Source organism: Cellulomonas sp. PS-H5 (assembly GCF_019265565.1).
Taxonomy (GTDB): Bacteria; Actinomycetota; Actinomycetes; order Actinomycetales; family Cellulomonadaceae; genus Cellulomonas.
Map to the genome: position 1 here is coordinate 17404 of NZ_JAHVCI010000007.1, position 23518 is coordinate 40921.

General features: G+C 74.9%; 23 protein-coding genes, 1 pseudogene and 1 riboswitch. Of the genes and pseudogenes, 18 read left to right on the forward strand and 6 right to left on the reverse strand.

Annotation, left to right across the window (positions count from 1 at the left end):
- Window positions 1-77 precede the first annotated feature (77 nt).
- Together ilvD and J5O08_RS04710 are read left to right on the forward strand one after the other, a co-directional pair.
- Window positions 78-1793, forward strand: coding sequence for a dihydroxy-acid dehydratase (ilvD, locus tag J5O08_RS04705; protein ID WP_218705696.1), 1716 nt, complete (start codon window positions 78-80; stop codon window positions 1791-1793).
- A 75-nt stretch (window positions 1794-1868) separates the two neighbouring features.
- Complete coding sequence (locus tag J5O08_RS04710) at window positions 1869-3590, forward strand: alpha-glucosidase (protein ID WP_218705697.1); 1722 nt, start codon at window positions 1869-1871, stop codon at window positions 3588-3590.
- Window positions 3591-3605: 15 nt separating this feature from the next.
- Here J5O08_RS04710 and J5O08_RS04715 read toward each other — a convergent pair whose 3' ends face one another.
- Window positions 3606-4277, reverse strand: coding sequence for a hypothetical protein (locus J5O08_RS04715; RefSeq protein WP_218705698.1), 672 nt, complete (start codon window positions 4275-4277; stop codon window positions 3606-3608).
- Between the two features lie 365 nt (window positions 4278-4642).
- Between J5O08_RS04715 and J5O08_RS04720 the strand changes: the two genes are divergently transcribed.
- From J5O08_RS04720 to J5O08_RS04785, 14 genes are all read left to right on the forward strand, one after another.
- Entirely contained in the window at window positions 4643-6520 is a 1878-nt protein-coding gene (locus tag J5O08_RS04720; RefSeq protein ID WP_217613840.1) for an acetolactate synthase large subunit, read from the forward strand.
- Window positions 6521-6530: 10 nt separating this feature from the next.
- On the forward strand, window positions 6531-7055 hold the full coding sequence (ilvN, locus tag J5O08_RS04725; RefSeq protein WP_147796002.1) for an acetolactate synthase small subunit: 525 nt from the start codon (window positions 6531-6533) through the stop codon (window positions 7053-7055).
- A gap of 42 nt (window positions 7056-7097) precedes the next feature.
- Entirely contained in the window at window positions 7098-8126 is a 1029-nt protein-coding gene (ilvC, locus tag J5O08_RS04730; protein WP_147796003.1) for a ketol-acid reductoisomerase, read from the forward strand.
- Between the two features lie 134 nt (window positions 8127-8260).
- Window positions 8261-8821 carry an ASCH domain-containing protein gene (locus tag J5O08_RS04735; protein WP_218705699.1) on the forward strand — a complete coding sequence of 187 codons (561 nt, stop codon included), beginning with the start codon at window positions 8261-8263 and terminating at the stop codon, window positions 8819-8821.
- A gap of 44 nt (window positions 8822-8865) precedes the next feature.
- Complete coding sequence (locus J5O08_RS04740) at window positions 8866-9909, forward strand: 3-isopropylmalate dehydrogenase (RefSeq protein ID WP_218705700.1); 1044 nt, start codon at window positions 8866-8868, stop codon at window positions 9907-9909.
- A gap of 102 nt (window positions 9910-10011) precedes the next feature.
- The gene (locus J5O08_RS04745; protein WP_218705701.1) at window positions 10012-11121 is read left to right on the forward strand and encodes a branched-chain amino acid aminotransferase; all 1110 of its coding nucleotides are present in this window, start codon (window positions 10012-10014) and stop codon (window positions 11119-11121) included.
- A gap of 364 nt (window positions 11122-11485) precedes the next feature.
- Entirely contained in the window at window positions 11486-13045 is a 1560-nt protein-coding gene (gene cimA / locus J5O08_RS04750) for a citramalate synthase (protein WP_218705768.1), read from the forward strand.
- Window positions 13046-13148: 103 nt separating this feature from the next.
- Window positions 13149-13625: a glycerate kinase gene (locus tag J5O08_RS04755; protein ID WP_218705702.1), complete on the forward strand. Its 477-nt coding sequence runs from the start codon at window positions 13149-13151 to the stop codon at window positions 13623-13625.
- On the forward strand, window positions 13555-14310 hold the full coding sequence (locus J5O08_RS04760; protein WP_218705704.1) for a glycerate kinase: 756 nt from the start codon (window positions 13555-13557) through the stop codon (window positions 14308-14310). The genes J5O08_RS04755 and J5O08_RS04760 overlap by 71 nt, the downstream gene beginning before the upstream one ends.
- A gap of 38 nt (window positions 14311-14348) precedes the next feature.
- Window positions 14349-15224, forward strand: a complete 876-nt coding sequence (locus J5O08_RS04765) for a sensor domain-containing protein (RefSeq protein WP_218705706.1) — start codon at window positions 14349-14351, stop codon at window positions 15222-15224.
- A gap of 80 nt (window positions 15225-15304) precedes the next feature.
- A complete protein-coding gene (locus tag J5O08_RS04770; RefSeq protein WP_308281358.1) occupies window positions 15305-15634 on the forward strand; it encodes an NAD-binding protein in 330 nt (109 codons plus the stop codon).
- Window positions 15635-15886: 252 nt separating this feature from the next.
- The gene (gene erm / locus J5O08_RS04775; RefSeq protein WP_308281359.1) at window positions 15887-16696 is read left to right on the forward strand and encodes a 23S ribosomal RNA methyltransferase Erm; all 810 of its coding nucleotides are present in this window, start codon (window positions 15887-15889) and stop codon (window positions 16694-16696) included.
- 10 nt (window positions 16697-16706) lie between these two features.
- Entirely contained in the window at window positions 16707-17783 is a 1077-nt protein-coding gene (locus J5O08_RS04780) for a biotin/lipoate A/B protein ligase family protein (protein WP_218705710.1), read from the forward strand.
- 94 nt (window positions 17784-17877) lie between these two features.
- Window positions 17878-18276, forward strand: coding sequence for a YccF domain-containing protein (locus J5O08_RS04785; protein ID WP_217613831.1), 399 nt, complete (start codon window positions 17878-17880; stop codon window positions 18274-18276).
- Window positions 18277-18304: 28 nt separating this feature from the next.
- Here J5O08_RS04785 and J5O08_RS04790 read toward each other — a convergent pair whose 3' ends face one another.
- From J5O08_RS04790 to J5O08_RS04805, 4 genes are read right to left on the reverse strand one after another with little or no spacing between them, the layout of a single operon-like run.
- The gene (locus J5O08_RS04790) at window positions 18305-18688 is read right to left on the reverse strand and encodes a DUF202 domain-containing protein (protein ID WP_218705711.1); all 384 of its coding nucleotides are present in this window, start codon (window positions 18686-18688) and stop codon (window positions 18305-18307) included.
- Complete coding sequence (locus J5O08_RS04795) at window positions 18685-19056, reverse strand: DUF202 domain-containing protein (RefSeq protein ID WP_218705712.1); 372 nt, start codon at window positions 19054-19056, stop codon at window positions 18685-18687. The genes J5O08_RS04790 and J5O08_RS04795 overlap by 4 nt, the downstream gene beginning before the upstream one ends.
- Window positions 19053-19826, reverse strand: coding sequence for a YggS family pyridoxal phosphate-dependent enzyme (locus J5O08_RS04800; protein ID WP_218705713.1), 774 nt, complete (start codon window positions 19824-19826; stop codon window positions 19053-19055). The genes J5O08_RS04795 and J5O08_RS04800 overlap by 4 nt, the downstream gene beginning before the upstream one ends.
- 50 nt (window positions 19827-19876) lie before the next feature.
- Window positions 19877-20923: a YafY family protein gene (locus J5O08_RS04805; RefSeq protein ID WP_218705714.1), complete on the reverse strand. Its 1047-nt coding sequence runs from the start codon at window positions 20921-20923 to the stop codon at window positions 19877-19879.
- Between the two features lie 86 nt (window positions 20924-21009).
- On the opposite strand from J5O08_RS04805, the pseudogene J5O08_RS21840 reads away from it, so the two are divergent.
- Both J5O08_RS21840 and J5O08_RS04815 read left to right on the forward strand, forming a co-directional pair.
- Window positions 21010-22003, forward strand: a pseudogene (locus J5O08_RS21840) (ABC transporter ATP-binding protein).
- On the forward strand, window positions 22000-22821 hold the full coding sequence (locus J5O08_RS04815; RefSeq protein WP_218705715.1) for an ABC transporter permease: 822 nt from the start codon (window positions 22000-22002) through the stop codon (window positions 22819-22821). The pseudogene J5O08_RS21840 and the gene J5O08_RS04815 overlap by 4 nt, the downstream one beginning before the upstream one ends.
- A gap of 43 nt (window positions 22822-22864) precedes the next feature.
- On the opposite strand, the gene ybaK is transcribed toward J5O08_RS04815, so the two are convergent.
- Window positions 22865-23362, reverse strand: coding sequence for a Cys-tRNA(Pro) deacylase (gene ybaK, locus J5O08_RS04820; RefSeq protein WP_218705716.1), 498 nt, complete (start codon window positions 23360-23362; stop codon window positions 22865-22867).
- 30 nt (window positions 23363-23392) lie between these two features.
- Window positions 23393-23501, forward strand: a riboswitch (TPP riboswitch).
- Window positions 23502-23518: the final 17 nt, after the last annotated feature.

Below are 23518 nucleotides of genomic sequence, written 5' to 3' on the forward strand. Positions count from 1 at the left end.
CAGCACCACCCGAGCGCCGCGCGGCGCGCCCCGGCACGTCAGGGGCGCGTCGCGCCGCTCGCGCCTAGAGTCTGCTCATGACGACCACGGGCGGGAACACCCCGGACATCGACATCAAGCCGCGCTCCCGGCAGGTGACCGACGGCATCGAGGCCACGGCGTCGCGCGGCATGCTCCGCGCCGTCGGGCTCGGCGACGACGACTGGGTGAAGCCCCAGATCGGCGTCGCGAGCTCCTGGAACGAGATCACCCCCTGCAACCTGTCGCTGCAGCGGCTGGCGCAGGCGGTCAAGAGCGGCGTGCACGCCGGCGGCGGCTACCCGCTGGAGTTCGGCACCATCTCGGTGTCGGACGGCATCTCGATGGGCCACGAGGGCATGCACTTCTCGCTGGTGAGCCGCGACATCATCGCGGACAGCGTCGAGACGGTGATGCAGGCCGAGCGCCTGGACGGGTCCGTGCTGCTGGCCGGCTGCGACAAGTCGCTGCCCGGGATGCTGATGGCGGCCGCGCGGCTCGACCTGTCGAGCGTGTTCCTCTACGCGGGCTCGATCATGCCGGGCTGGGTGAAGCTCGAGGACGGCACCGAGAAGGACGTCACGCTGATCGACGCGTTCGAGGCGGTCGGCGCGTGCTCCCGCGGCCTGATGAGCAAGGGCGACCTGGACCGCATCGAGCGCGCCATCTGCCCGGGCGAGGGCGCCTGCGGCGGCATGTACACCGCGAACACCATGGCGTCGGTGGCCGAGGCGATGGGCATGTCGCTGCCGGGCTCCGCCGCCCCGCCGAGCGCGGACCGCCGCCGGGACAACTTCGCGATGCGGTCCGGCGAGGCCGTCGTCGAGCTGCTGCGCAAGGGCATCACCGCGCGGCAGATCATGACCAAGGAGGCGTTCGAGAACGCGATCGCCGTGGTCATGGCGTTCGGCGGCTCGACCAACGCGGTGCTGCACCTGCTGGCGATCGCGCACGAGGCCGAGGTCGACCTGACGCTGGACGACTTCAAGCGCGTCGCCGCGAAGGTCCCGCACCTGGGCGACCTCAAGCCGTTCGGCCGGTACGTCATGGCGGACGTCGACCGCATCGGCGGCGTCCCGGTGATCATGAAGGCGCTGCTCGACGCCGGCCTGATCCACGGCGACTGCCTCACGGTCACCGGCAAGACCGTCGCGGAGAACCTCGCCGACGTCGCCCCGCCCGACCCGGACGGCAAGATCCTGCGCGCGCTGGACAACCCGATCCACCACACCGGCGGCATCACGATCCTCGACGGCTCGCTGGCCCCCGAGGGCGCCGTGGTGAAGTCGGCCGGCTTCGACACCGACGTGTTCGAGGGCACCGCCCGGGTGTTCGAGCGCGAGCGCGCCGCCCTGGACGCGCTGGAGGACGGCACCATCCAGGCCGGCGACGTCGTCGTCATCCGGTACGAGGGACCCAAGGGCGGCCCGGGGATGCGCGAGATGCTGGCGATCACCGGCGCGATCAAGGGCGCCGGGCTCGGCAAGGACGTGCTGCTGCTCACCGACGGCCGGTTCTCCGGCGGCACGACGGGGCTGTGCGTCGGGCACGTCGCGCCCGAGGCCGTGGACGCGGGCCCGATCGCGTTCGTGCAGGACGGCGACCGGATCCGGCTGGACGTCGCGAACGCGACGCTCGACCTGCTGGTGCCGGAGGAGGAGCTCGCCGCCCGCCGGGTCGGCTGGGCGCCGCTGCCCCCGCGGTACACCCGGGGCGTGCTGGCGAAGTACGCGAAGCTCGTGCAGTCGGCGTCGACGGGGGCGGTGCTGATCTGAGCGCGGCGCCGGGGCGGCCCCGGGGACGACCGACGTCCCCTGCGCCGCCCCGGCGCACGTGACAGGGTGGTCCGCATGGGCTGGACCGTCGAAGATGCGCCGTGGTGGACCCGAGCCGTCGTCTACCAGATCTACCCGAGGTCGTTCCAGGACTCCGACGGCGACGGCGTCGGCGACCTGCGCGGGATCATCTCGCGGCTCGACCACCTGAGCGCCCTGGGTGTCGACGTGGTGTGGCTGTCGCCGATCTACCGCTCGCCGCAGGACGACAACGGCTACGACATCAGCGACTACCAGGACGTCGACCCGTCGTTCGGCACGCTCTCGGACCTGGACGAGCTCATCGCCGCGCTGCACGAGCGGGGCATGAAGCTGCTCATGGACCTGGTCGTCAACCACACGTCCGACGAGCACCCGTGGTTCACCGAGAGCCGGAGCGGGCCGGACAGCCCGAAGCGCGACTGGTACTGGTGGCGGCCGCCGCGCGACGGGATGGCGCCCGGGCAGCCCGGGGCGGAGCCGACGAACTGGCACTCGTTCTTCTCGGGGTCGACGTGGGAGCTGGACGAGGCCTCGGGGGAGTACTACCTGCACCTGTTCAGCCGGAAGCAGCCCGACCTCAACTGGGAGAACCCGGAGGTCCGGCAGGCCGTCTACGCGATGATGCGCTGGTGGCTGGACCGCGGGGTCGACGGCTTCCGGATGGACGTCATCAACCTCATCTCCAAGGACACCGCGTTGCCGGACGGGCCGGTGGTCGCGGGGGTGTGGGGCGACGGCAGCGCGCACTACACGGACGGCCCGCGGGTGCACGAGTACCTGCACGAGATGCACCGCGAGGTGTTCGAGGGCCGGGCGGACCGGCTGCTGACCGTGGGCGAGACCCCGGGCGTCACGCTGGACGAGGCGCGGAGGTACACCGACCCCGCCCGGCGCGAGGTCGACATGGTGTTCCAGTTCGAGCACGTCGGCCTGGACCACGGCCCCGGCGGCAAGTTCGACCCGAAGCCGCTGCGGCTGACCGACCTCAAGGCGACGTTCGGGCGGTGGCAGGCGGGGCTCGCCGAGGCGGGCTGGAACAGCCTGTACTGGGACAACCACGACCAGCCGCGCGTCGTGTCCCGGTTCGGAGACGACGGGAAGCATCGCCGGGAGTCGGCGAAGGCGCTCGCCACGCTGCTGCACCTGCACCGCGGGACGCCGTACGTCTACCAGGGCGAGGAGCTCGGGATGACGAACGCGCACTTCACGCGGTTCGACCAGTACCGGGACATCGAGTCGGTCAACCACGTCGCCCAGGCCCGGACGCTCGCGTCGGCGACCGACGAGCAGCTGCTCGCGGGCCTCGCGGCGATGAGCCGGGACAACGCGCGCACGCCGGTGCAGTGGGACGACTCGCCGCAGGCGGGGTTCACCACGGGGACCCCGTGGCTCGCGGTCAACCCGAACCACGTCGAGATCAACGCGGCCGCCGAGCGCGCCGACCCGGAGTCGGTGTTCCACCACCACCGGCGGCTGATCGAGCTCCGGCACGCCGACCCGGTCGTGGCGCTCGGCGACTTCACGATGCTGCTGCCCGAGGACGAGCAGGTGTACGCGTACACCCGCGAGCTCGACGGCGACGCGCTGCTGGTCGTCGTCAACGTGTCGGGGGAGGAGCGGGTCGTCGACCTCGGGGACGCCTGGCCGCTCGCGCGCGACGGCGGCTGGGGCGAGCTGGTGCTCGGCACGCACGCCGACGCCGGGGAGCCGACGACGCTGCGGCCGTGGGAGGCCCGGGTGGTGCGGCGGTCCTGAGCCCGCCGCCTCCCGTCACTGCTGCACGTCGACCACCACGCGCACCGGGTCCGGGAGCAGGTAGGCCCGGAACGGGCGCGGCTCGCCGGTGACGCCGACGAACGCCTGGGTCTGCGCCTCGAACGTGCCGAGCAGCACGGCCTCGGTGACCGCCGTGGTGCCGGCGGCGGTCACGGGCTGCCGCAGGGGGAACTCGGTCAGCCCGGTGTCGTGCGGGTACGCGGTCCCGGTGAGGACGACCTGCAGCGCGCTGTCGCCGGCGACCTCGACGGTCTCGCCGGTCGGGTCCTCGACGGCCGCGTCGACGTACTCGACCCGCCAGCCGGGCGTCCCGGTCCCGCCGAGCTCGAACACCACCCGGTCGTAGCCGGCGTGGTGGCCGACGCGGACGTCGGTGACGGTGAGGGTCGCGTCGGAGGACGGGTCCACGGTGTCGGGGCTGGTGTCCGCCGGGAACGGCGGCGCGGCGTCGTCGGCCTGGGCGTCGTCCGGCTGGGTGCCACCGGTGGGCGATGCGGACGGGACGGGCGTGGCGGTCGTCGTCGAGGCGGGCGCGGACGGGGACGCGGCGGTGGTCGCCGGGTCGCCCGCCGTGTCGTCGCCCGAGCCGCACGCGGCGAGGAGGCCGAGCGCCAGGACGGCGGTGCCGGCGAGCAGCGGGCGGCGGGCGGTGCGGGATCGCGTCATGCGCACGAGGCTAGGAGGCGGACCCCCGGCGCGCCGGGACGCGGGCGGCGTGGCCGGTCACGACTCGGTACCGATCACGTGGTGGACTCGTGCACCACGATGTGAGACGGACCAGGGTGGGCGTGACACCGCTCGACGCGCGGCGTAGTGTCACGTGCCATGCGGACGAACCTCCTCCTCGTAGTACTTCCCGAGCGCGCCGGCTGACGCCACGCACGGAAGGCATCGCCCGCGCGCGCACCCCTCGACCGACCCGGTTCCCTGGGCTCGAGGGGTTTTTTCGTGCCGGCGAGGCATCGCGCGGCACCCACGCGGCCCCGGTCGCAGCAGCACCCGCTCCACCCGCACAGACGCAGGAGACACCGATGGTCCAGGGCCCCCACCCGGCACCGCCCCGCAGGGCGGCCGCGGCCGCAGCGCCCGCCGGCGCCACCGAGGCGCGCGAGCCGGCGCGCCTCGCCGCACCCGCCGCGCCGCCGCGCCCCGTCGTCACCGAGCAGGTCACCGGCGCCAAGTCGATCGTCCGCTCGCTGGAGGAGGCCGGCGCCGAGGTCGTCTTCGGCATCCCCGGCGGCGCGATCCTGCCGACGTACGACCCGCTGATGGACTCCACCCGGCTCCGGCACATCCTCGTGCGGCACGAGCAGGGCGGCGGCCACGCGGCCACCGGCTACGCCCAGGCCACCGGCAAGGTCGGCGTCACGATGGCGACCTCGGGCCCGGGCGCGACCAACCTGGTGACCCCGATCGCCGACGCGAACATGGACTCGATCCCGCTGGTCGCGATCACCGGTCAGGTCGGCGCCTCGCTGATCGGCACGGACGCGTTCCAGGAGGCCGACATCGTCGGCATCACGCTGCCGATCACCAAGCACAACTTCCTGGTGACCGACCCCGACGACATCCCGCGGACGATCGCCGAGGCGTTCCACATCGCGTCGACCGGCCGCCCGGGCCCGGTGCTCGTGGACATCGCCAAGTCGGCCATGCAGACGGACACCACCTTCACCTGGCCGCAGCAGCTGGACCTGCCGGGCTACCACCCGGTGACCAAGCCGCACGGCAAGCAGATCCGCGAGGCCGCCCGGCTGCTGGCCACGGCCCGCCGTCCGGTGCTGATGGTCGGCGGCGGCGTGATCCGCTCCGGCGCGTCCGCCGAGCTGCGCCGCCTGGTCGACGAGTCCGGCGCCGCCGTGGTCACCACGCTCATGGCCCGCGGCGCGCTGCCCGACACCCACCCGCAGCACCTCGGCATGCCGGGCATGCACGGCACGGTGGCCGCCGTCGCCGCGCTGCAGAAGGCCGACCTGGTGGTGGCGCTCGGCGCGCGGTTCGACGACCGGGTCACCGGCAAGCTGTCGTCGTTCGCCCCGAACGCGACGATCGTGCACGCCGACATCGACCCCGCGGAGATCGGCAAGAACCGCGCGGCGGACGTGCCGATCGTCGGCGACCTGCGCGAGGTCATCGCCGACCTGCTGCCGGAGCTCGCCCGCGAGCAGGTGCAGCACGGCAAGCCGGACCTCGAGGCCTGGTGGCAGCAGATCGACTCCTGGCGGGAGACGTTCCCGCTCGGCTACGACGAGCCGACCGACGGCCACCTGGCGCCGCAGCACGTCATCTCCCGGATCGGCGAGCTGTCCGGGCCGGAGTCGATCTTCGTGTCCGGCGTGGGCCAGCACCAGATGTGGGCCGCGCAGTTCATCAAGTACCAGCGGCCGAACTCCTGGCTGAACTCCGGCGGCCTCGGGACCATGGGCTTCTCGGTGCCCGCGGCGATGGGCGCGAAGGTCGGCCAGCCCGACCGCACCGTGTGGGCGATCGACGGCGACGGCTGCTTCCAGATGACCAACCAGGAGCTCGCCACCTGCACGATCAACGAGATCCCGATCAAGGTCGCGGTGATCAACAACTCCTCGCTCGGCATGGTCCGGCAGTGGCAGACGCTGTTCTACGAGTCCCGGTACTCGAACACCGACCTGCACACCGGCCACGGCACCATCCACGTCCCCGACTTCGTGAAGCTCGCCGACGCCTACGGCGCGGTCGGCCTGCGCTGCGAGACCACCGCCGACGTGGACGCCACGATCAAGCGCGCGATGGAGATCGACGACCAGCCCGTCGTCGTGGACTTCACGGTGTCGCGCGACTCGATGGTGTGGCCGATGGTCGCCGCCGGTGTGAGCAACGACGACATCCAGTACGCCCGGGGCATCTCCCCGGCGTGGGACCGCGAGGACTGAGGAAGAGAACATGAGCCGTCACACCCTCTCCGTCCTCGTGGAGAACAAGCCCGGCGTGCTGACCCGCGTCGCGGGCCTGTTCGCCCGCCGGTCGTTCAACATCCACTCCCTCGCGGTGGGCCCGACCGAGCACGACGAGATCTCCCGGATCACCGTCGTGGTCGACGTCGACGCCCTGCCGCTGGAGCAGGTCACCAAGCAGCTGAACAAGCTGATCAACGTGATCAAGATCGTCGAGCTCGAGGACGCCGCCTCCGTGCAGCGCGAGCTGCTGCTGGTGAAGGTCCGCGCCGAGGGCCCGGTCCGCACCCAGGTGCTCGAGGTGGTCGAGCTGTTCCGGGCGCACGTCGTCGACGTCGTGCCGGACACCGTCACCATCGAGGCGACCGGCAGCCCGGGCAAGCTCACGGCGCTGCTCGCGGCGCTCGAGCCGTTCGGCGTCCGCGAGATCGTCCAGTCCGGCATCGTGGCCATCGGCCGCGGGCCCCGCTCCATCACGGACCGCGCGCTCGAGCGCGTCAGCCGGTCCGCCTGATCCGTCCGTCCGCACGACCCCGCACACACAAGGAGAACCATCGTGGCTGAGCTGTTCTACGACGACGACGCCGACCTGTCGATCATCCAGAGCAAGAAGGTCGCCGTCATCGGCTACGGCAGCCAGGGGCACGCGCACGCGCTGAACCTGCGCGACTCCGGCGTCGACGTGACCGTCGGCCTCCGCGAGGGCTCGGCCTCCCGCGCCAAGGCGGAGAACGAGGGCCTCAAGGTCGCCACGGTGGCCGAGGCCGTCCAGGGCGCCGACGTCGTCGTCATCCTCGCGCCGGACCAGGTGCAGCGGCACATCTACCGCGACGAGATCGCCCCGAACCTGACCGAGGGCGCCGCGCTGGTGTTCGGCCACGGCTTCAACATCCGGTTCGGCTACATCAAGCCCGAGGCCGGCCACGACATCGTCATGGTCGCCCCCAAGGGCCCGGGCCACCTCGTGCGCCGCGAGTACGTCGACGGCCGCGGCGTGCCGGTGATCGTCGCCGTCGAGCAGGACGCGTCGGGCTCCGCCTGGGACCTCGCGCTGTCCTACGCCAAGGGCATCGGCGGCCTGCGCGCCGCCGGCATCAAGACCACGTTCACCGAGGAGACCGAGACCGACCTGTTCGGCGAGCAGGCCGTCCTCTGCGGCGGCGTGTCCCAGCTGATCCAGTACGGCTTCGAGACCCTGACCGAGGCCGGCTACCAGCCCGAGGTCGCGTACTTCGAGGTGCTGCACGAGCTGAAGCTGATCGTCGACCTCATCTTCGAGGGCGGCATCACCAAGCAGCGCTGGTCGGTCTCCGACACGGCCGAGTACGGCGACTACGTCTCCGGCCCGCGGGTCATCACGCCCGACGTGAAGGAGAACATGAAGGCCGTCCTCGCGGACATCCAGAACGGCGCCTTCGCCGAGCGGTTCATCACGGACCAGGACGCCGGCGCGCCGGAGTTCAAGGAGCTCCGCGAGAAGGGCCAGAACCACCCGATCGAGCCCGTGGGCCGCGAGCTGCGCAAGCTGTTCGCCTGGGTGAAGCCGTCCGACACGGACTACGTCGAGGGCTCCGCCGCGCGCTGACCCGCCGGCTGCTCGACGCCCGCGCGCCGAGATAGGACCTCCGCGCCGAGATAGGACCGTCCACGGTCCTATCTCGGCGGGACGGTCCTATCTCGGCGTCGTGGTTTCTGTTCGCGTCCGGGAGGATGGGGCGCATGACCGACGACGCCGCCGCCGACAGCACGCACCCCGACGAGATCCTCCGGTTCTGGGAGGTCGCCCGGGTCCGGGCCGGGGTGATGCGGGTCGCCGCCGTGACCGGGCCGGGGATCGCGGGGTCGCTGGTGCCGCCGTCCTGGGCGTTCGGGGACGAGCCCGCCCTCGCGGACGCCGCCCTCGCGCTCGTGCTCGACGGCACCAAGACCGCCACGTCGACGGCCCTGCCGGAGTTCGAGCTCGCCGACGAGCCGCTGCCCGTCAAGGGGGACCTGTCGATCGTCACCGACGCCGCCGGCCGGCCGGGCGCGCTGATCCGCACCACGCGGGTGGAGACGGTGCCGTTCGGCGAGGTCGACGAGGACGTCGCGGCGGCCGAGGGGGAGGGCGACGGGACGCTCGCGTCCTGGCGTGCGGAGCGCGAGGGCTCCTGGGCTCCGGTGCTGGCGGCGCTGGGCGCGGAGCTCACCGACGCGACGCCGGTCGTCGTCGAGCGGTTCGAGCTGCTGTTCCCGCGTCCCGGCGACCGGGGCCCGTCTCCCGCTCCGTCCGAGGCCTGAGACGGTCGTCCCGGTTCGTAAGACGACTCACTAGGGTGGAGAGCATGGCGCAGCGCATCAACCTGGCCGTCGTCGCGGGTGACGGCATCGGCACCGAGGTCGTGGAGCAGGGTCTCCTCGCCCTGGAGGCGGCCCTGTCCGGCTCGGGCAGCACGGTCACCACGACCGACTTCGACCTGGGCGCGCGCCGCTGGCACGCGACCGGCGAGACGCTGACCGACGCGGACCTCGAGGCGATCCGCTCGCACGACGCGATCCTGCTCGGCGCGATCGGCGACCCGAGCGTGCCGTCCGGCGTGCTGGAGCGCGGGCTGCTGCTCAAGCTGCGGTTCGCCCTGGACCACTACGTGAACCTGCGCCCCGCCAAGCTGTACCCGGGCGTGGCCTCGCCGCTGGCGGACCCGGGCGACGTCGACTTCGTGGTCGTCCGCGAGGGCACCGAGGGCCCGTACGTCGGCAACGGCGGCGCGATCCGGGTGGGCACCCCGCACGAGATCGCCAACGAGGTCAGCGTCAACACCGCGTTCGGCGTCGAGCGGGTGGTGCGCGACGCGTTCGCCCGCGCGAACGCCCGCCCCCGCCGCAAGCTCACGCTCGTGCACAAGCACAACGTCCTCGTGCACGCCGGCCACCTGTGGCGGCGCACCGTCGAGGCCGTGAACGCCGAGTTCCCGGACGTGACGGTCGACTACCTGCACGTGGACGCGGCGACCATCTTCCTGGTCACCGACCCGGCCCGGTTCGACGTCATCGTGACGGACAACCTGTTCGGCGACATCCTCACCGACCTCGCCGGCGCGATCGTCGGCGGCATCGGCCTGGCCGCGTCCGCCAACATCAACCCGGACCGCACCGCCCCGAGCATGTTCGAGCCCGTCCACGGCTCCGCCCCGGACATCGCCGGGCAGGGCAAGGCCGACCCCACCGCGACGGTGCTGTCCGTCGCGCTCCTCCTGGACCACCTGGGCGAGCGCGAGGCCGCGGCCCGCGTCGAGGCCGCCGTCGCGGCGGACGTCGCGGAGCGCGGGGGCCGAGTACGGTCGACGGCCGAGGTGGGCAAGGACCTCGCCGCGCGCATCGCCGGCTAGTCGCCGCCCGCTCGGGGCGCAGCGCTGCGTCCCGCGCCCGTCCCACCCCGGCCGTCGCCCAGGTACCGTCAGATCAGACTCCTGGTGAAAGGCCGCAGACTCATGAGCATCTCCGACACGACCGACCTCGGCTCGTCCTTCGAGGTCCGTCCCACCGACACCCCGACGCCCGACGCCGAGCGGGAGTCGCTGCTCGCCACGCCGAAGTTCGGCACCGTGTTCACCGACCACATGGCCCGCGTCTCCTGGACGCAGGGCCTGGGCTGGCACGACCGCCGGGTCGAGAAGTACGGCCCGCTGCTGCTCGACCCCGCCACCGCGGTGCTGCACTACGCCCAGGAGATCTTCGAGGGCCTCAAGGCGTACCGGCACGCCGACGGCTCCGTCTGGACGTTCCGCCCGCAGGCCAACGCCGAGCGGCTGCAGCGCTCCGCCCGGCGGCTCGCGCTGCCCGAGCTGTCGACCGAGGACTTCCTCGCGTCGGTCACCGCCCTGGTGCGCACCGACGTCGACTGGGTGCCGTCGGGGGAGGAGACCAGCCTCTACCTGCGGCCGTTCATGTACGCCTCCGAGGCGTTCCTCGGCGTGCGGCCGTCGATGCAGGCCGAGTACCTCGTGATCGCCTCGCCGGTCGGCTCGTACTTCGCCGGAGGCGTGAAGCCGGTGTCGATCTGGGTGTCCGAGGACTACTCGCGCGCCGCGGCCGGGGGCACCGGCGCCGCCAAGTGCGGCGGCAACTACGCCGCGAGCCTGCTCCCGCAGCAGGAGGCCTACGCCCGTGGCTGCGAGCAGGTGTGCTTCCTGGACGCCGCGACCGGCACGCTGCTCGAGGAGCTCGGCGGCATGAACGTGTTCGTCGTCGGCGCCGACGGCTCGGTGTCCACCCCACGGCTCACCGGCTCGATCCTCGAGGGCGTCACCCGCTCCTCGATCCTGCAGCTGCTCACCGAGGACGGCCGCGAGGTCACCGAGCGGGACATCCCGCTGGCCGAGCTGCTCGACGGGCTGCGCGACGGCAGCGTCGCCGAGGTGTTCGCCTGCGGGACCGCGGCGGTCGTGACCCCGATCGGCCGGCTCGCGGGCGGTGACTTCGACGTCACCGTGGGCGACGGCGAGGCCGGCCCCGTCATGCAGAGCATCCGCCAGCGGCTGACGGACATCCAGTACGGCCGTGCGGCCGACCCGCACGGCTGGATGCACCGCCTGGTCTGACGGCCGCGCGTCGGCCCCGTCCCGCGAGGTGGACGGGGCTGACGCCGGGCGTGACGTGTGCCACCATGAGCGCATGGCCCTCCCGATCGTCATCGCCTAGCGCGTCCGCCCCACCCCCGCGGACGCGCCGACCTCCCGAACCCGGGGGGTCTTTTTGTTGCTCGACCCGCCCGCCGACCCGGCGCGCACCCCGGCAGCTCGCCTCGTCCCCTCGCCGAGAGAAGCACTCCCCGTGACCGAGCCCACCGCCCCCGACGCCCCCGCCACCCTGCCCCGCGGCGGCGCGGCCCACCCCGCACCCGGCGGGCCCGCGGCGTTCGACGTCTACGACACCACGCTGCGCGACGGCGCCCAGCAGGAGGGCATGAACCTCTCGGTCGCCGACAAGCTCGCCATCGCGCCGCTGCTCGACGACCTCGGCGTGGGCTACATCGAGGGCGGCTGGCCGGGCGCGATCCCCAAGGACACGGAGTTCTTCGCCCGGGCCGCCAAGGAGCTCGACCTCCGGCACGCGGTGCTCGCCGCGTTCGGCGCGACCCGCAAGCCCGGCGTGCGCGCGTGGGACGACCCCCAGCTGCGCGCGCTGCTCGACTCCGAGGCGCCGGTCGTCACGCTCGTCGCCAAGTCGGACTCCCGGCACGTCGAGCGCGCGCTGCGCACCACGGGCGCCGAGAACCTGGCGATGGTCGCCGACTCCGTGCGGCTGCTCGTGCAGGAGGGACGCCGGGTCGTCGTCGACGCCGAGCACTTCTTCGACGGCTTCCGGTTCGACCCGGCGTACGCGCGCGACGTCGTGCTCGCGGCCGTCGAGGCGGGCGCCGAGACCGTCGTGCTGTGCGACACGAACGGCGGGATGCTGCCGTTCCAGGTGACCGAGGTGGTCCGCGACCTGCGCGCCGCGCTCGGCACCGCCGACGCCCTGACCCGGCTCGGCGTGCACGCGCACAACGACTCGGGCTGCGCGGTCGCGAACTCGCTCGCGGCGGTCGAGGCCGGCGCCGTGCACCTGCAGGGCACCGTCAACGGCTACGGCGAGCGCACGGGCAACGCCGACCTGCTCGCGACCGTCGCCAACCTCGAGCTCAAGACCGGCCGCAGCGTCCTGGTCCCGCCGGCCGACCGTCCGGGCGGGCTCGCCGAGATGACCCGGATCGCGCACCAGATCAGCGAGATCACGAACATCGCGCCGTTCGCGCGCCAGCCGTACGTCGGCGCGAGCGCGTTCGCGCACAAGGCCGGGCTGCACGCCTCCGCGATCCGCGTGGACCCCGACCTCTACCAGCACATCGACCCGCAGGCCGTCGGCAACGACATGCGGATGCTGGTGTCCGAGATGGCCGGCCGCGCGTCGATCGAGCTCAAGGGCCGCGAGCTCGGCTTCGACCTCGCCGGGCAGGACGAGGTGCTCACCCGGGTCACGAACCGGGTCAAGGACGCCGAGGCGCAGGGCTACACCTACGACGCCGCCGACGCGTCGTTCGAGCTGCTGCTCGCCGAGGAGGTCGACGGCTCCCGGCCGGCGTACTTCCGGGTGGAGTCCTGGCGCGCGATCGTCGAGCGCGCCGGCTCCCGCGGCACCCCCGCCACGGCCGAGGCCACGGTCAAGCTGCACGCCGGGGGCGAGCGCATCGTCGCCACCGGCGAGGGCAACGGCCCCGTCAACGCCCTGGACCACGCGCTGCGGCTCGCGCTCCAGCGGGTGTACCCCGAGCTGGCGGCCTTCGAGCTGATCGACTTCAAGGTGCGCATCCTCGACGCCATGCACGGCACCGACGCGGTGACCCGGGTGCTCATCGAGACGAGCGACGGCCAGACCGCGTGGAGCACCGTGGGCGTGGGGCCGAACCTGATCGAGGCGTCCTGGGAGGCCCTGACGGACTCGGCGATCTGGGGCCTGCGCAACCGGGGCATCACCCCGCGCTGACGAGACGTTGTCTCGCCGAGATGGCACCTCTCGGCTGTACGCACACGCCGCAGGACAGCCGAGAGTTGCCATCTCGGCGGGGGTGGCGGGCAAGGTGGGGGGCGTGAGGGTCGTCGTCGCGGTGGACGCGTTCAAGGGGTGCCTCTCCAGCGCCGAGGCCGGGGAGGCGGTCGCCGCCGGGGTGCGTGCCGCGGATCCCGGCGGGGCGGTGCGGGTCCTGCCCGTCGCCGACGGGGGCGAGGGGACCGTCGACGCGCTGCTCGCCGAGCGGCCCGGGTGCCGGGCGGTCGCGCGGGTCGTGGACGCGGTCGGGCGGCCGGTGGACGCGGCGTACGCGTTGCTGGACGAGGGGCCGGGGACGACCGCGGTCGTCGAGGCGGCCTCGTGCATCGGGCTCGCCCAGGTCGACGTCGGCCCGGACCTCCCGCCGCGCGCCGGCTCCGCGGGGCTCGGGCTGCTGGTGCGGCACGCGGTCGACCACGGCGCGCGCCGGGTGGTCGTCGCGCTCGGTGGCACGGCCTGCACGGACGGGCGGGCTGGGGCTGCTGCTCGCGATGGGGGCGTCGGCCCACGACCGTGACGGGGCGCCGCTCGGGGCGCCCGGCACCAACCCGCTGTGGGACTTCGGCACGCTCGACGCGCTGCCGGACCTCGGCGGGGTCGACCTGGTCGTGCTGACCGACGTCGACAGCCCGCTGCACGGCCCCGCCGGCGCGGCGCACGTGTTCGGCCCGCAGAAGGGCGCGACGCCCGAGCAGGTGGCGCACCTCGACGGCCGGCTCGACGTGTGGGGCGCGGCGCTCGCGGCGCACGGGCACCTCGTCGCGGACCGGCCGGGCGCCGGGGCCGCAGGCGGGCTGGGCGCGGCGCTGCTGGCACTCGGCGCGGAGCGGGAGCCCGGGTTCGGGTACGTGGCGCGGGCCGTCGGGCTGGCGGACGCGGTCGCGGGTGCGGACCTCGTGCTGACCGGGGAGGGCCGGCTCGACGCGCAGACGGCGCGCGGCAAGACCCCTGCGGGCGTGGCGGCGCTCGGGCGCGCGGCGGGCGCGGTGGTCGTGGCGCTCGCGGGCGCGGTCGAGCTCGGCCCCGACGATCCCGCCGGCCCGTTCGACGCGGTGCTGCCCGTGCACCCGCGGCCGCTCCCGTCGGTCGACGCGTTGGATCCGGCGACGACGACCGCCCACCTCGCCGCGACGGCCGCGCAGGTCACGCGCCTCGTCGCCGCAGCACGCCGCCCTCTCGCGCCGGGCGGCGGCCCGCAATAGCGTGGCGCGGGACAGCGCCCCCGGCCCAGGGAGACCCGATGACGGACCCCGCGCGCCCGCCCGCACCCGCCGACCAGCCCGGGCCCGGCGGGCGCCCGCCGGGGGGTTCGACGGCGGCCGGCACCCGCGTCCCGCGCGACCGGGCCTGGCCCTGGCTGCTGACCCTCGTCCTGGCGCTCGCCGCCGGCGTGCTGCTGGCCTGGCGGCCCTGGGCGCCCGCGCCCGAGCCCGGTGCGGCGACCCCGGACGCGACGGCCTCGGCCTCCCCGACGTCGACCGCGGAGCCGTCGCCGACGGCGACCTCCGGCGCCACGTCCGGCGCCGGCGGGTTCGACGCCGACACCGCCCCCGCGCTGTTCCTCACGGACGCCGAGCTCGCCGACGCGGTGCCGATGGCCGCGGGCCAGTCGCTCGCGGACGCGCCGGAGGCGCAGTGGGGTCTGCCCGAGCGCTCGACGGTCGACCCGTCCGCGTGCACGCCCGCGGTCACGACCACCGAGCGGGAGCCCGACGTGTTCCTGCGGCGGTTCGCCAGCGACGACGCGGTGACCGTCATCCAGTCCGTCCTGGTGCTCGCCGACGACGCGGCCGCGCAGGAGGCGTTCGACGTGCTGGTCGGCACGCTCGAGGACTGCGACGCCTACCAGCAGACCAACCCCGGGACGGACGGCGGCGCGTGGACCGCGGACCCGCCGACGACCGACCGCGGCACCGTGCCGACCGTCGTGCGCACCCTGACCCTGACGGCCGAGGGCGCGACCAGCCCCGAGGTCGAGGTGACCGCCCTCGCCGGCAACGCGCTGGTGACGACCACGGCCTCGGGCGTGGACCCGGCGGCCGAGCCCGCGGACCCGGCCACGCTCGCGGGCGTCGCCCGGAGCAGCGCCGAGCGCGCGCTGGGCGGCCTGGGCTGACCCCGCGGGTGCCGCTCGGCGCCGTCCCGTCGGGCCCGGCTGGGCCGCGGCCCCGACGCGCGCGAGGATGGGTCATCACCGTGGCCAACGCCGCGGGGGAGGTGCTGGCGCTCGCCGAGGCGCTGGACGTGGAGCCGGACCGGTTCTTCGAGGTGCTCGACGGCGGCCCGCTCGACACCCCGTTCCTCCGGGTCAAGGCCGACCTGATCCGCGAGGACCGGCTCAGCCCCGCCGCGTTCGCGGTCGGCACGTCCGGCAAGGACGCGCGCCTGATCGTCGCGGCGGCGCGCGAGCGCGGGCTGCACCTGGACGGCGCCGAGGCGTTCTCGGCCCGCCTCGACCGCGCCGCGGCGCAGGGCCGCACCGACGAGGACATGGCGGCGACGTACTACGTCTCGCCCGCGGACTGACCGCGGGTCCGCCGGCCGTTCGCACGACCGGAAAACACCGTGCGCCCGCACCCGGGCGCGCCGTACCGTCGCCCGCATGGGAACGCTGATCAGCACGGCCGCCGCGGCCGTCGCACGCCCCCGGTCCGCCTGAGCGCGGCCGGACGTCACACCGGTCGCCGCCTCCGGATGCCCCGAGCACCCGGAGCCGGGCCGAACCTTCGCTTCCGCCCCTCCGGGTGCTCCGTCCTGCCTGCGACTGGAGCACCTCCCGTGCGACACCCCCACGGCGGCCGGCACGAGCTCGGCCAGAACTTCCTGCACCACCGTCCGACCATCGACGCCGTCGTGCGCCTGGTCGGCGCGACCGACGGACCCGTCCTCGAGATCGGCGCCGGCGACGGCGCGCTGACCCGGCCGCTCGCCGGCCTCGGCCGCGACGTGCTCGCGATCGAGGTCGACCCGCGCCGGGCCGACCGGCTCCGCGCCCGCGCGGCCGGCGCCACCGTGCTGTGCGCGGACGCGCTGCGGGTGCCGCTCGACCGGCCGGTGGTGGTCGGCAACATCCCGTTCCACCTGACGACGCCGCTGCTGCGCCGGCTGCTGCACCACGGCCGGTGGCGGCACGCGGTGCTGCTGACCCAGTGGGAGGTGGCCCGCAAGCGCGCCGGGGTCGGCGGGCGGACGCTGCTCACGGCGCAGACCGACCCGTGGTTCGAGGTCGCCCTCCACGGCCGGGTGCCCGCCGACGCGTTCCGGCCGCGGCCCTCGGTCGACGGCGGGCTGCTGACCGTCGCCCGGCGCGACCGCCCGCTGGTCGACCCGGGCGAGCGCGACGGCTACCAGCGGTTCGTGGGGGCCGTGTTCACCGGCGCGGGCCGGGGGCTCGACCAGGTGCTGGCGCGGGCGGCGCGGGTCCCGGGGGCGACGGCCCGCCGGGCGCTCGCGGACGCGGGGGTGCCGCAGCGCGCGCTGCCGCGGGACCTGCGCCCGGAGCAGTGGGCGGCGCTGTGGCGGGCGCTCGGTGCCCGGCGCGGGGCCGGGACCTCCGTCCACCGGCGACCACGCCGGTCAGGGGCCTAGGATCGGGACCGTGCGTGGCGAGTACAAGGTCCCCGGCGGCAAGCTCGTGGCAGCGGACGTGGAGGTGGCAGGCGGAGCGCTCACCGAGGTGAGCGTCAGCGGCGACTTCTTCCTCGAGCCCGACGCCGCCCTGGCGGTCATCGACGAGTCCCTGCGCGGCCGGCCCGCCGACGCGCGGGTCGCCGACCTGACGACGGCGATCGAGGACGGCCTGCGCCGCGCCGAGGCCGACGGCCGGTTCGACGCCCCGGTGCAGATGGTCGGGTTCACGCCCGAGGCCGTGGCCATCGCCGTGCGGCGCGCGCTCGGCCACGCGACGTCCTGGCAGGACCACACGTTCGAGCTGATCCACCCCGGCCCGCTGCCGCCCGCCGTGCTGGGGGCGCTGGACCAGGTGCTGACCGAGGAGCTCGCGGCCGGCCGGCGCGGCCCGACCCTGCGGTTCTGGGAGTGGGACGAGCGCGCCGTGTTCATCGGCTCGTTCCAGTCGCTGCGCAACGAGGTCGACCCCGAGGGCGTGGCCAAGCACGACGTGACGGTCGTCCGGCGGATCTCCGGCGGCGGCGCCATGTTCATGGAGGCCGGCAACTGCATCACGTTCTCGCTCGTGGTGCCGGCGTCCCTGGTCGACGGCCTGTCGTTCGAGCAGTCGTACCGGTTCCTCGACGACTGGGTGATCGGCGCCCTCGCCGACGTGGGCGTGACCGCGACGTTCTCCGGCCTCAACGACATCGCGTCCCCGGCGGGCAAGATCGCGGGCTCCGCGCAGAAGCGCCTGGCCGGCGGGGCCGTGCTGCACCACATGACGATGGCCTACGACATCGACGCCGACAAGATGCTCGAGGTGCTGCGGATCGGCCGCGAGAAGCTGTCCGACAAGGGCACCACCAGCGCGAACAAGCGGGTCGACCCGGTGCGGTCCCAGACCGGGCTGCCGCGCGAGCAGGTCATCGACGCCTTCATCGCGCACTTCCGGTCGCGGTACCGGACCGTCGACGGCGACCTGCGCCCGGAGGAGCTGGAGCGGGCGCAGCAGCTCGTCGAGGAGAAGTTCGGCAACCCGGAGTGGACCGCGCGCGTCCCGTGACGGGGCCGACCCGCGGCGCGCGTGCCGCAGGACCAGGGTCGGGTCGGGGGAACCCCGGATGCGCCCGCGGGCCGCGGCCTGCCACGCTGGACGGGTGAAGGCGCTCCTCAACATCATCTGGCTGCTGTTCGGCGGCATCTGGCTCGCGCTCGGCTACGTCCTGGCCGGGATCATCTGCTGCGTGCTGATCGTGACCATCCCGTTCGGCATCGCGTCGTTCCGCATGGCGTCCTACGCGCTGTGGCCCTTCGGCCGCACGATCGTGGACCGGCCGACCGCGGGCGCCATGTCGACGATCGGCAACGTCGTCTGGATCCTCGTCGCCGGCTGGTGGCTGGTCCTCGGGCACCTCACCACGGCGCTCGCGCAGGCCGTGACGATCGTCGGGATCCCGCTCGCGATCGCGAACCTCAAGATGATCCCGGTGTCGCTGGTCCCGCTCGGCAAGGAGATCGTGCCGACCGACCGGTCGCTGGCGGCGTACGGGCACTGAGCCCGGGGTCGCTCGCGGCGGCGGGGCCTCAGACCGCGGCGTGCCGCAGCACCGCGACCAGCGCGACCACGCCCAGCAGTGCCGCGGCCAGCGCCGTCGCGCCGAGCGCCCCGCCGCCCGGCGTGCGGGCGCCGTCGGGGACGGGCGCGCCGGGACCGCGGTCGGGGTGCGCGTCGTCGACGACATCTGCCCAGGAGGTGGCCCGGTGCGCGCCGGCGCGGTCGAGCGCGAGGGCGCCGAGCAGGCCGAGCACCACGAGGACCCACACGGCGGGCCCGGCCCACGGCTCGAGCACCCGGCCGGCGACCAGGGAGCCGACCGCGACCGAGAGCGAGGTGCGGCGCCAAGCCAGCGCGGTGCGCTCCGGCTGGGCGCCGGGCGGGGCGGCGTGCGCCGGGGTGCCGGCGCTCACCGCAGCAGCAGCCCGACGAGCACCAGCGCCCCGGCCAGCGCCACGCCAGCCGCGAGCGGGCCGCTGAACGCCGGCGCGGGCAGCGGCTGCCGCTCGCGCAGCGCGCGCTCCGCCCGCGCCCAGCCGAACCACGCCTGCGCCGGCGCCGCGATCCCGAGGAGGATCAGCAGCACCGCCGCGGCGAGGCGCAGGTGCGGCTCGACCGGCAGGTCCAGGGCCTCCAGGGCGACGCCGCCCGCCAGCAGCGCGAGCGCCGTGCGGACCCACGCCAGGAACGTGCGCTCGTTGGCGAGCGAGAACCGGCCGTCCGGCTCGGTGCCGCGGGCGTAGACGCGCCGGGGGAACCGGCGGTCGGCGGGGGCGGTCACGCGTCCGGGCCCGCGGGTGCCGCGGGGGCCGGTCGGGCCCCGAACACGGCCGTCCCCACCCGGACGATCGTGGCGCCCTCGGCCACCGCGGCCTCCAGGTCGCGGCTCATCCCCATGGAGAGCTCGAGGGCGTCGCCGGTGCCGGCCTCGCCGCTGCCCGCGACCTTGTCCCGCAGGTCGCGCAGCGCGGCGTACCCGGCGCGCACGGCCCGCTCGTCGGGGGTGTTGGCGCCGACGGTCATGAAGCCGCGCAGCCGCAGCCGGTCGTGCCCGGCGACGGCCCGGACGACGTCGAGCGCGTCCTGCGGCGCGGCGCCGTGCTTGGTCGGCTCACCCGAGACGTTGACCTGCACCAGCACGTCGAGCGTCCGGTCGTCGTCGGCGCACCGGCGCGCTAGCCGGTCGGCCAGGGCCGCCGAGTCGACGCTCTGCACGCAGGTGGCCCAGCGCAGGGCGGCGTTCACCTTGTTCGACTGCAGCGGGCCGATGAGGTGCAGCTCGGGTGCGAGGTCGGCGAGCTCCGGCCCCTTGGCGACCAGCTCCTGCACCCGGTTCTCGCCCAGCAGCGCCCGGCGCGCGGCACCCGCGGTGGTGGCGGCACCCGCGATGTCGGCGAGCACGGCGGCGCGCACCGTCGCGGCGTCCTGGGTCTTGGTGGCGAGCAGCAGCCGGACCGAGCCGGCCGGGCGGCCCGCCGCGGACTCGGCGGCCGCGATCCGGGACCGGACGCGCGCCAGCCGCTCCGCCAGCTCGGTCGCCCCCGTCGTCATGTGCCCGACCCTAATCGCTCGTGGGCCGGCCGACGGCGGGCGGGCGGCGGTCAGGCCGGGTCCGGCGCAGGCTCGCCCGGCGACGGCTCGCCCGCCCCCGCCGCGTACCGCCCCGCGAGCTCCCGCGCCGCGTCCCGCAGCTCCGGCGGCCCGACGACGCGCAGCGGCACGTCGAACATCCCCAGCCACGCGGCGAGGCCGACCCAGGACCACGACCCGGCGACGACCCGGCACCGCTCGGCGTCGAGGGGCTCGACCACGTCCGCCGGCCCCGCCCAGCGTGCGACCAGCGACGCCGGTGCGTCGAGCACCGCCTCGCCGCGGCACGGCTGGGAGACGCCGGCGAACTGCTGCTGCAGGTACGCCGCCACGTCGGCGGCGGGCAGGTCCCGGCGCTCGAACCGCGGCCCGGTCGGGGTGCGCGGGTGCAGCCGGTCGACCCGGAACGTCCGCCAGTCGCGGCGGTCCAGGTCCCACGCCACGAGGTACCAGCGGCGGCCGCGGGTGGCCAGGTGGTGCGGCTCGACCCGGCGCGGCGGTCCGTCGGGGGCGTCGCGGGTCCCGCTCCCGTCGGCCCCGGGCGCCGCGTAGTCGAACCGCAGCACCTCCCGCGCCCGGATCGCGGCCCCGACCGCCATCAGCCGCTCGGTGTCCACGTGCTCCTCGGCGGGGTCGGGCGGCCGGCGCACGGCGGTGAGGTCGAGCCCCTCGACCCGGGCCCGCAGCCGCGCGGGCAGCACCTGGCGCAGGGTCGCGAGTGCGCGGGCCGCGGCCTCGTCGAGCCCGTCGACGCCCGTGGTCGCGGTCTGCAGGGCCACGGTGAGGGCGACCACCTGCTCGTCGTCGAGCATCAGCGGCGGCATCGCCGTCCCGGCCGCGAGCCGGTACCCGCCGTCGGGGCCCTTGGTGGCGTGCACCGGGTAGCCGAGAGCGCGAAGCCGGTCGACGTCCCGGCGGACGGTCCGCGGGCTGACGCCGAGGCGGCCCGCGAGCACGTCGCCGGGCCAGTCGCGCCGGGTCTGCAGCAGGGACAGCAGGGCGAGCAGCCGCGACGACGGCGTCGCGGGGGCGTCGGCCAGGTCGGGGATCGCGGTCATGCCGCGCAGTCTGCTCCGGATAGCGGACAGGAGCTGACCGCTACTCCCGCCACGGTGGTGCCATGACCAGCAGAGGGGAACCCGCCATGATCCGCACCAGGGGACTGACCAAGGACTTCGCCGGGGGCAAGGGGCCGACGGTGCACGCCGTGCGCGGCCTGGACCTCGACATCGCGCCGGGGGAGCTCGTCGCCGTGCTGGGCCCGAACGGGGCCGGCAAGACCACGACCATCCGGATGCTCACCACGCTGATCGCGCCCACCGCCGGGGCCGCCGAGGTCGCCGGGGCGGACGTCGCCCGCGAGCCCGGCACCGTGCGCCGCCGGATCGGCTACGTCGGCCAGGGCAACGGCGCGGGCCACGCGCAGCGCGCCGCCGACGAGCTCGTCGTGCAGGGGCACCATCTACGGGCTCGACCGCCGGGACGCGCGCCGCCGGGCCGCCGAGCTCATGGACCAGCTCGACCTGGAGCCGCTCGCCCGCCGCAAGGTGTCCGACCTGTCCGGCGGGCAGCGCCGCCGGCTCGACGTCGCGCTCGGGCTCGTGCACGCCCCGCGGCTGCTGTTCCTGGACGAGCCGTCCACCGGGCTCGACCCGCACAACCGCGCCAACCTGTGGGAGCACATCCTCCGGCTGCGGGAGCGGCACGCGATGACCGTGGTACTCACCACGCACTACCTCGACGAGGCCGACCAGATGGCCGAGCGGGTCGTCGTCGTGGACGAGGGCCGGGTGATCGCGGACGACACCGCCGCGGCGCTCAAGCACACGCTCGCGGGGGACCGGCTGGTGCTGGCGGCCGCCGACCCCGCGGACGCGCCGGCGCTCGCGGAGGTCGCCGCCCGGGCGCCCGGGGCGCGCGACGTCGAGGTGGACGGGACCGAGGTGCGCGCCCGCGTCGCCGACGCCCCCACCGCCCTGCCCGCCGTGCTCGCCGCCGCCGGCGCGCGCGGGCTCGCCATCGCCCGGGCCGAGGGCCACCAGCCCACGCTCGACGACGTCTTCCTGACCCTCACCGGCCGCAGCCTCCGCGAGGAGGGGGCCGCGCGCTCGACCGACCCCGTGGAGGTGGCGGCATGACCGCGACGACCGCTCCGACCCTCCCCGCCGAGACCCTGCCCGCCCGCGAAGCGACCCGGTCCTGGTGGGGCGACGCCTGGCTCGTGATGACCCGCGAGCTGCTGCCGACCGTGCGCGACCCGTTCTCCGTCGTGTTCGGGCTGATCCAGCCCGTCGTGTTCCTCGGCCTGTTCGGGCCGCTGCTGGCCGGGTCCGTCGGCGACGGGCTGCCCGGCGGCGACGTCTGGGCCTGGTTCGTGCCCGGGATCCTCGTGATGACGACCCTGTTCGGGACGTCGACGACCGGGGCGAACCTGCTGTTCGAGATGCAGACCGGCGCCCACGAGCGGCTGCTCGTCACCCCGCTGGCCCGGTCGGCGCAGCTGGTCGGCCGGTCCTGGAAGGAGATGGTGCCGATCGTCGCGCAGTCTGTGGTGGTCGTGGCCGTGATGCTGCCGTTCGGGTTCTCGTTCAACCCGGCGGGCGCGCTCCTGGGGCTGGTGCTGCTCGCGGTGTTCGGCGTCGGGATCGGATCGCTGTCCTACGCCCTGGCGATCGCGGTCCGGAAGCAGGACTGGATGTTCTGGGCCGTGCAGCAGACGCTGCTGTTCCCGCTGCTCATCCTGTCCGGGATGCTGCTGCCGCTGGAGACCGGGCCGCGGTGGATGCAGGCCGCGGCGGACGTGAACCCGCTCCGGTACGTCGTGGACGCCGAGCGCGCGCTGTTCGCCGGGGACCTGGCGTCCTCGACGGTCGCGTGGGGCGCGGTGGCGGCGGTGCTGACCGCCGGCCTCGGGCTGCTCGTGGGGGTGCGGACGCTGGCGCGGAGCGCGCGGTAGCGGCGGCCCGGTAGCGGCGGCCCGGTGGCGGACGCGCGGGCGGTCAGCCGCGCGCGATGTCCGCCACCGTGGCCGAGGTGAGCCGGATCAGGTCGTCCGGGGCCAGCTCGACGTCGAGGCCCCGGCGGCCGCCGGACACGAACACCGTGTCGAACAGCTGGACGGTCTCGTCGACGACGGTCGGGTGCGCCGTCTTCTGCCCGAGCGGGGAGATGCCGCCGACCACGTACCCGGTCGCGCGCTCCGCGGCGGTGGGGTCGGCCATCACGGCCTTCTTGCCGCCGACGGCGTGCGCCAGCGCCTTGAGGTCGAGCTTCCCCGCGACGGGCACCACCGCCACGGTGAGCGTCCCGTCCACCGACGCCATCAGGGTCTTGTAGACCTGCTCGGGGTCGATGCCCAGCACCTCGGCCGCCTCCAGGCCGTAGCCGACCGTGCTGCGGGGGTCGTGGTCGTAGGCGTGCGCGGTGTGCGGGACCCCGGCGGCGGCCAGCGCGACGAGGGCGGGCGTCCCGGACGGGGCGTTCTTGGACCTGCTCACGGGGTCAGCCTAGGGGCGGTGCTGCTAGCGTCGGGGCAGCACGGGAGTCCGGTGAGCCGGGCTGAGAGGGAGTACTCGAACTCCGACCGTAGAACCTGATCTGGATCATGCCAGCGCAGGGAGCGACATCTCGCAGGATGCCGGGCACCCGTCCGC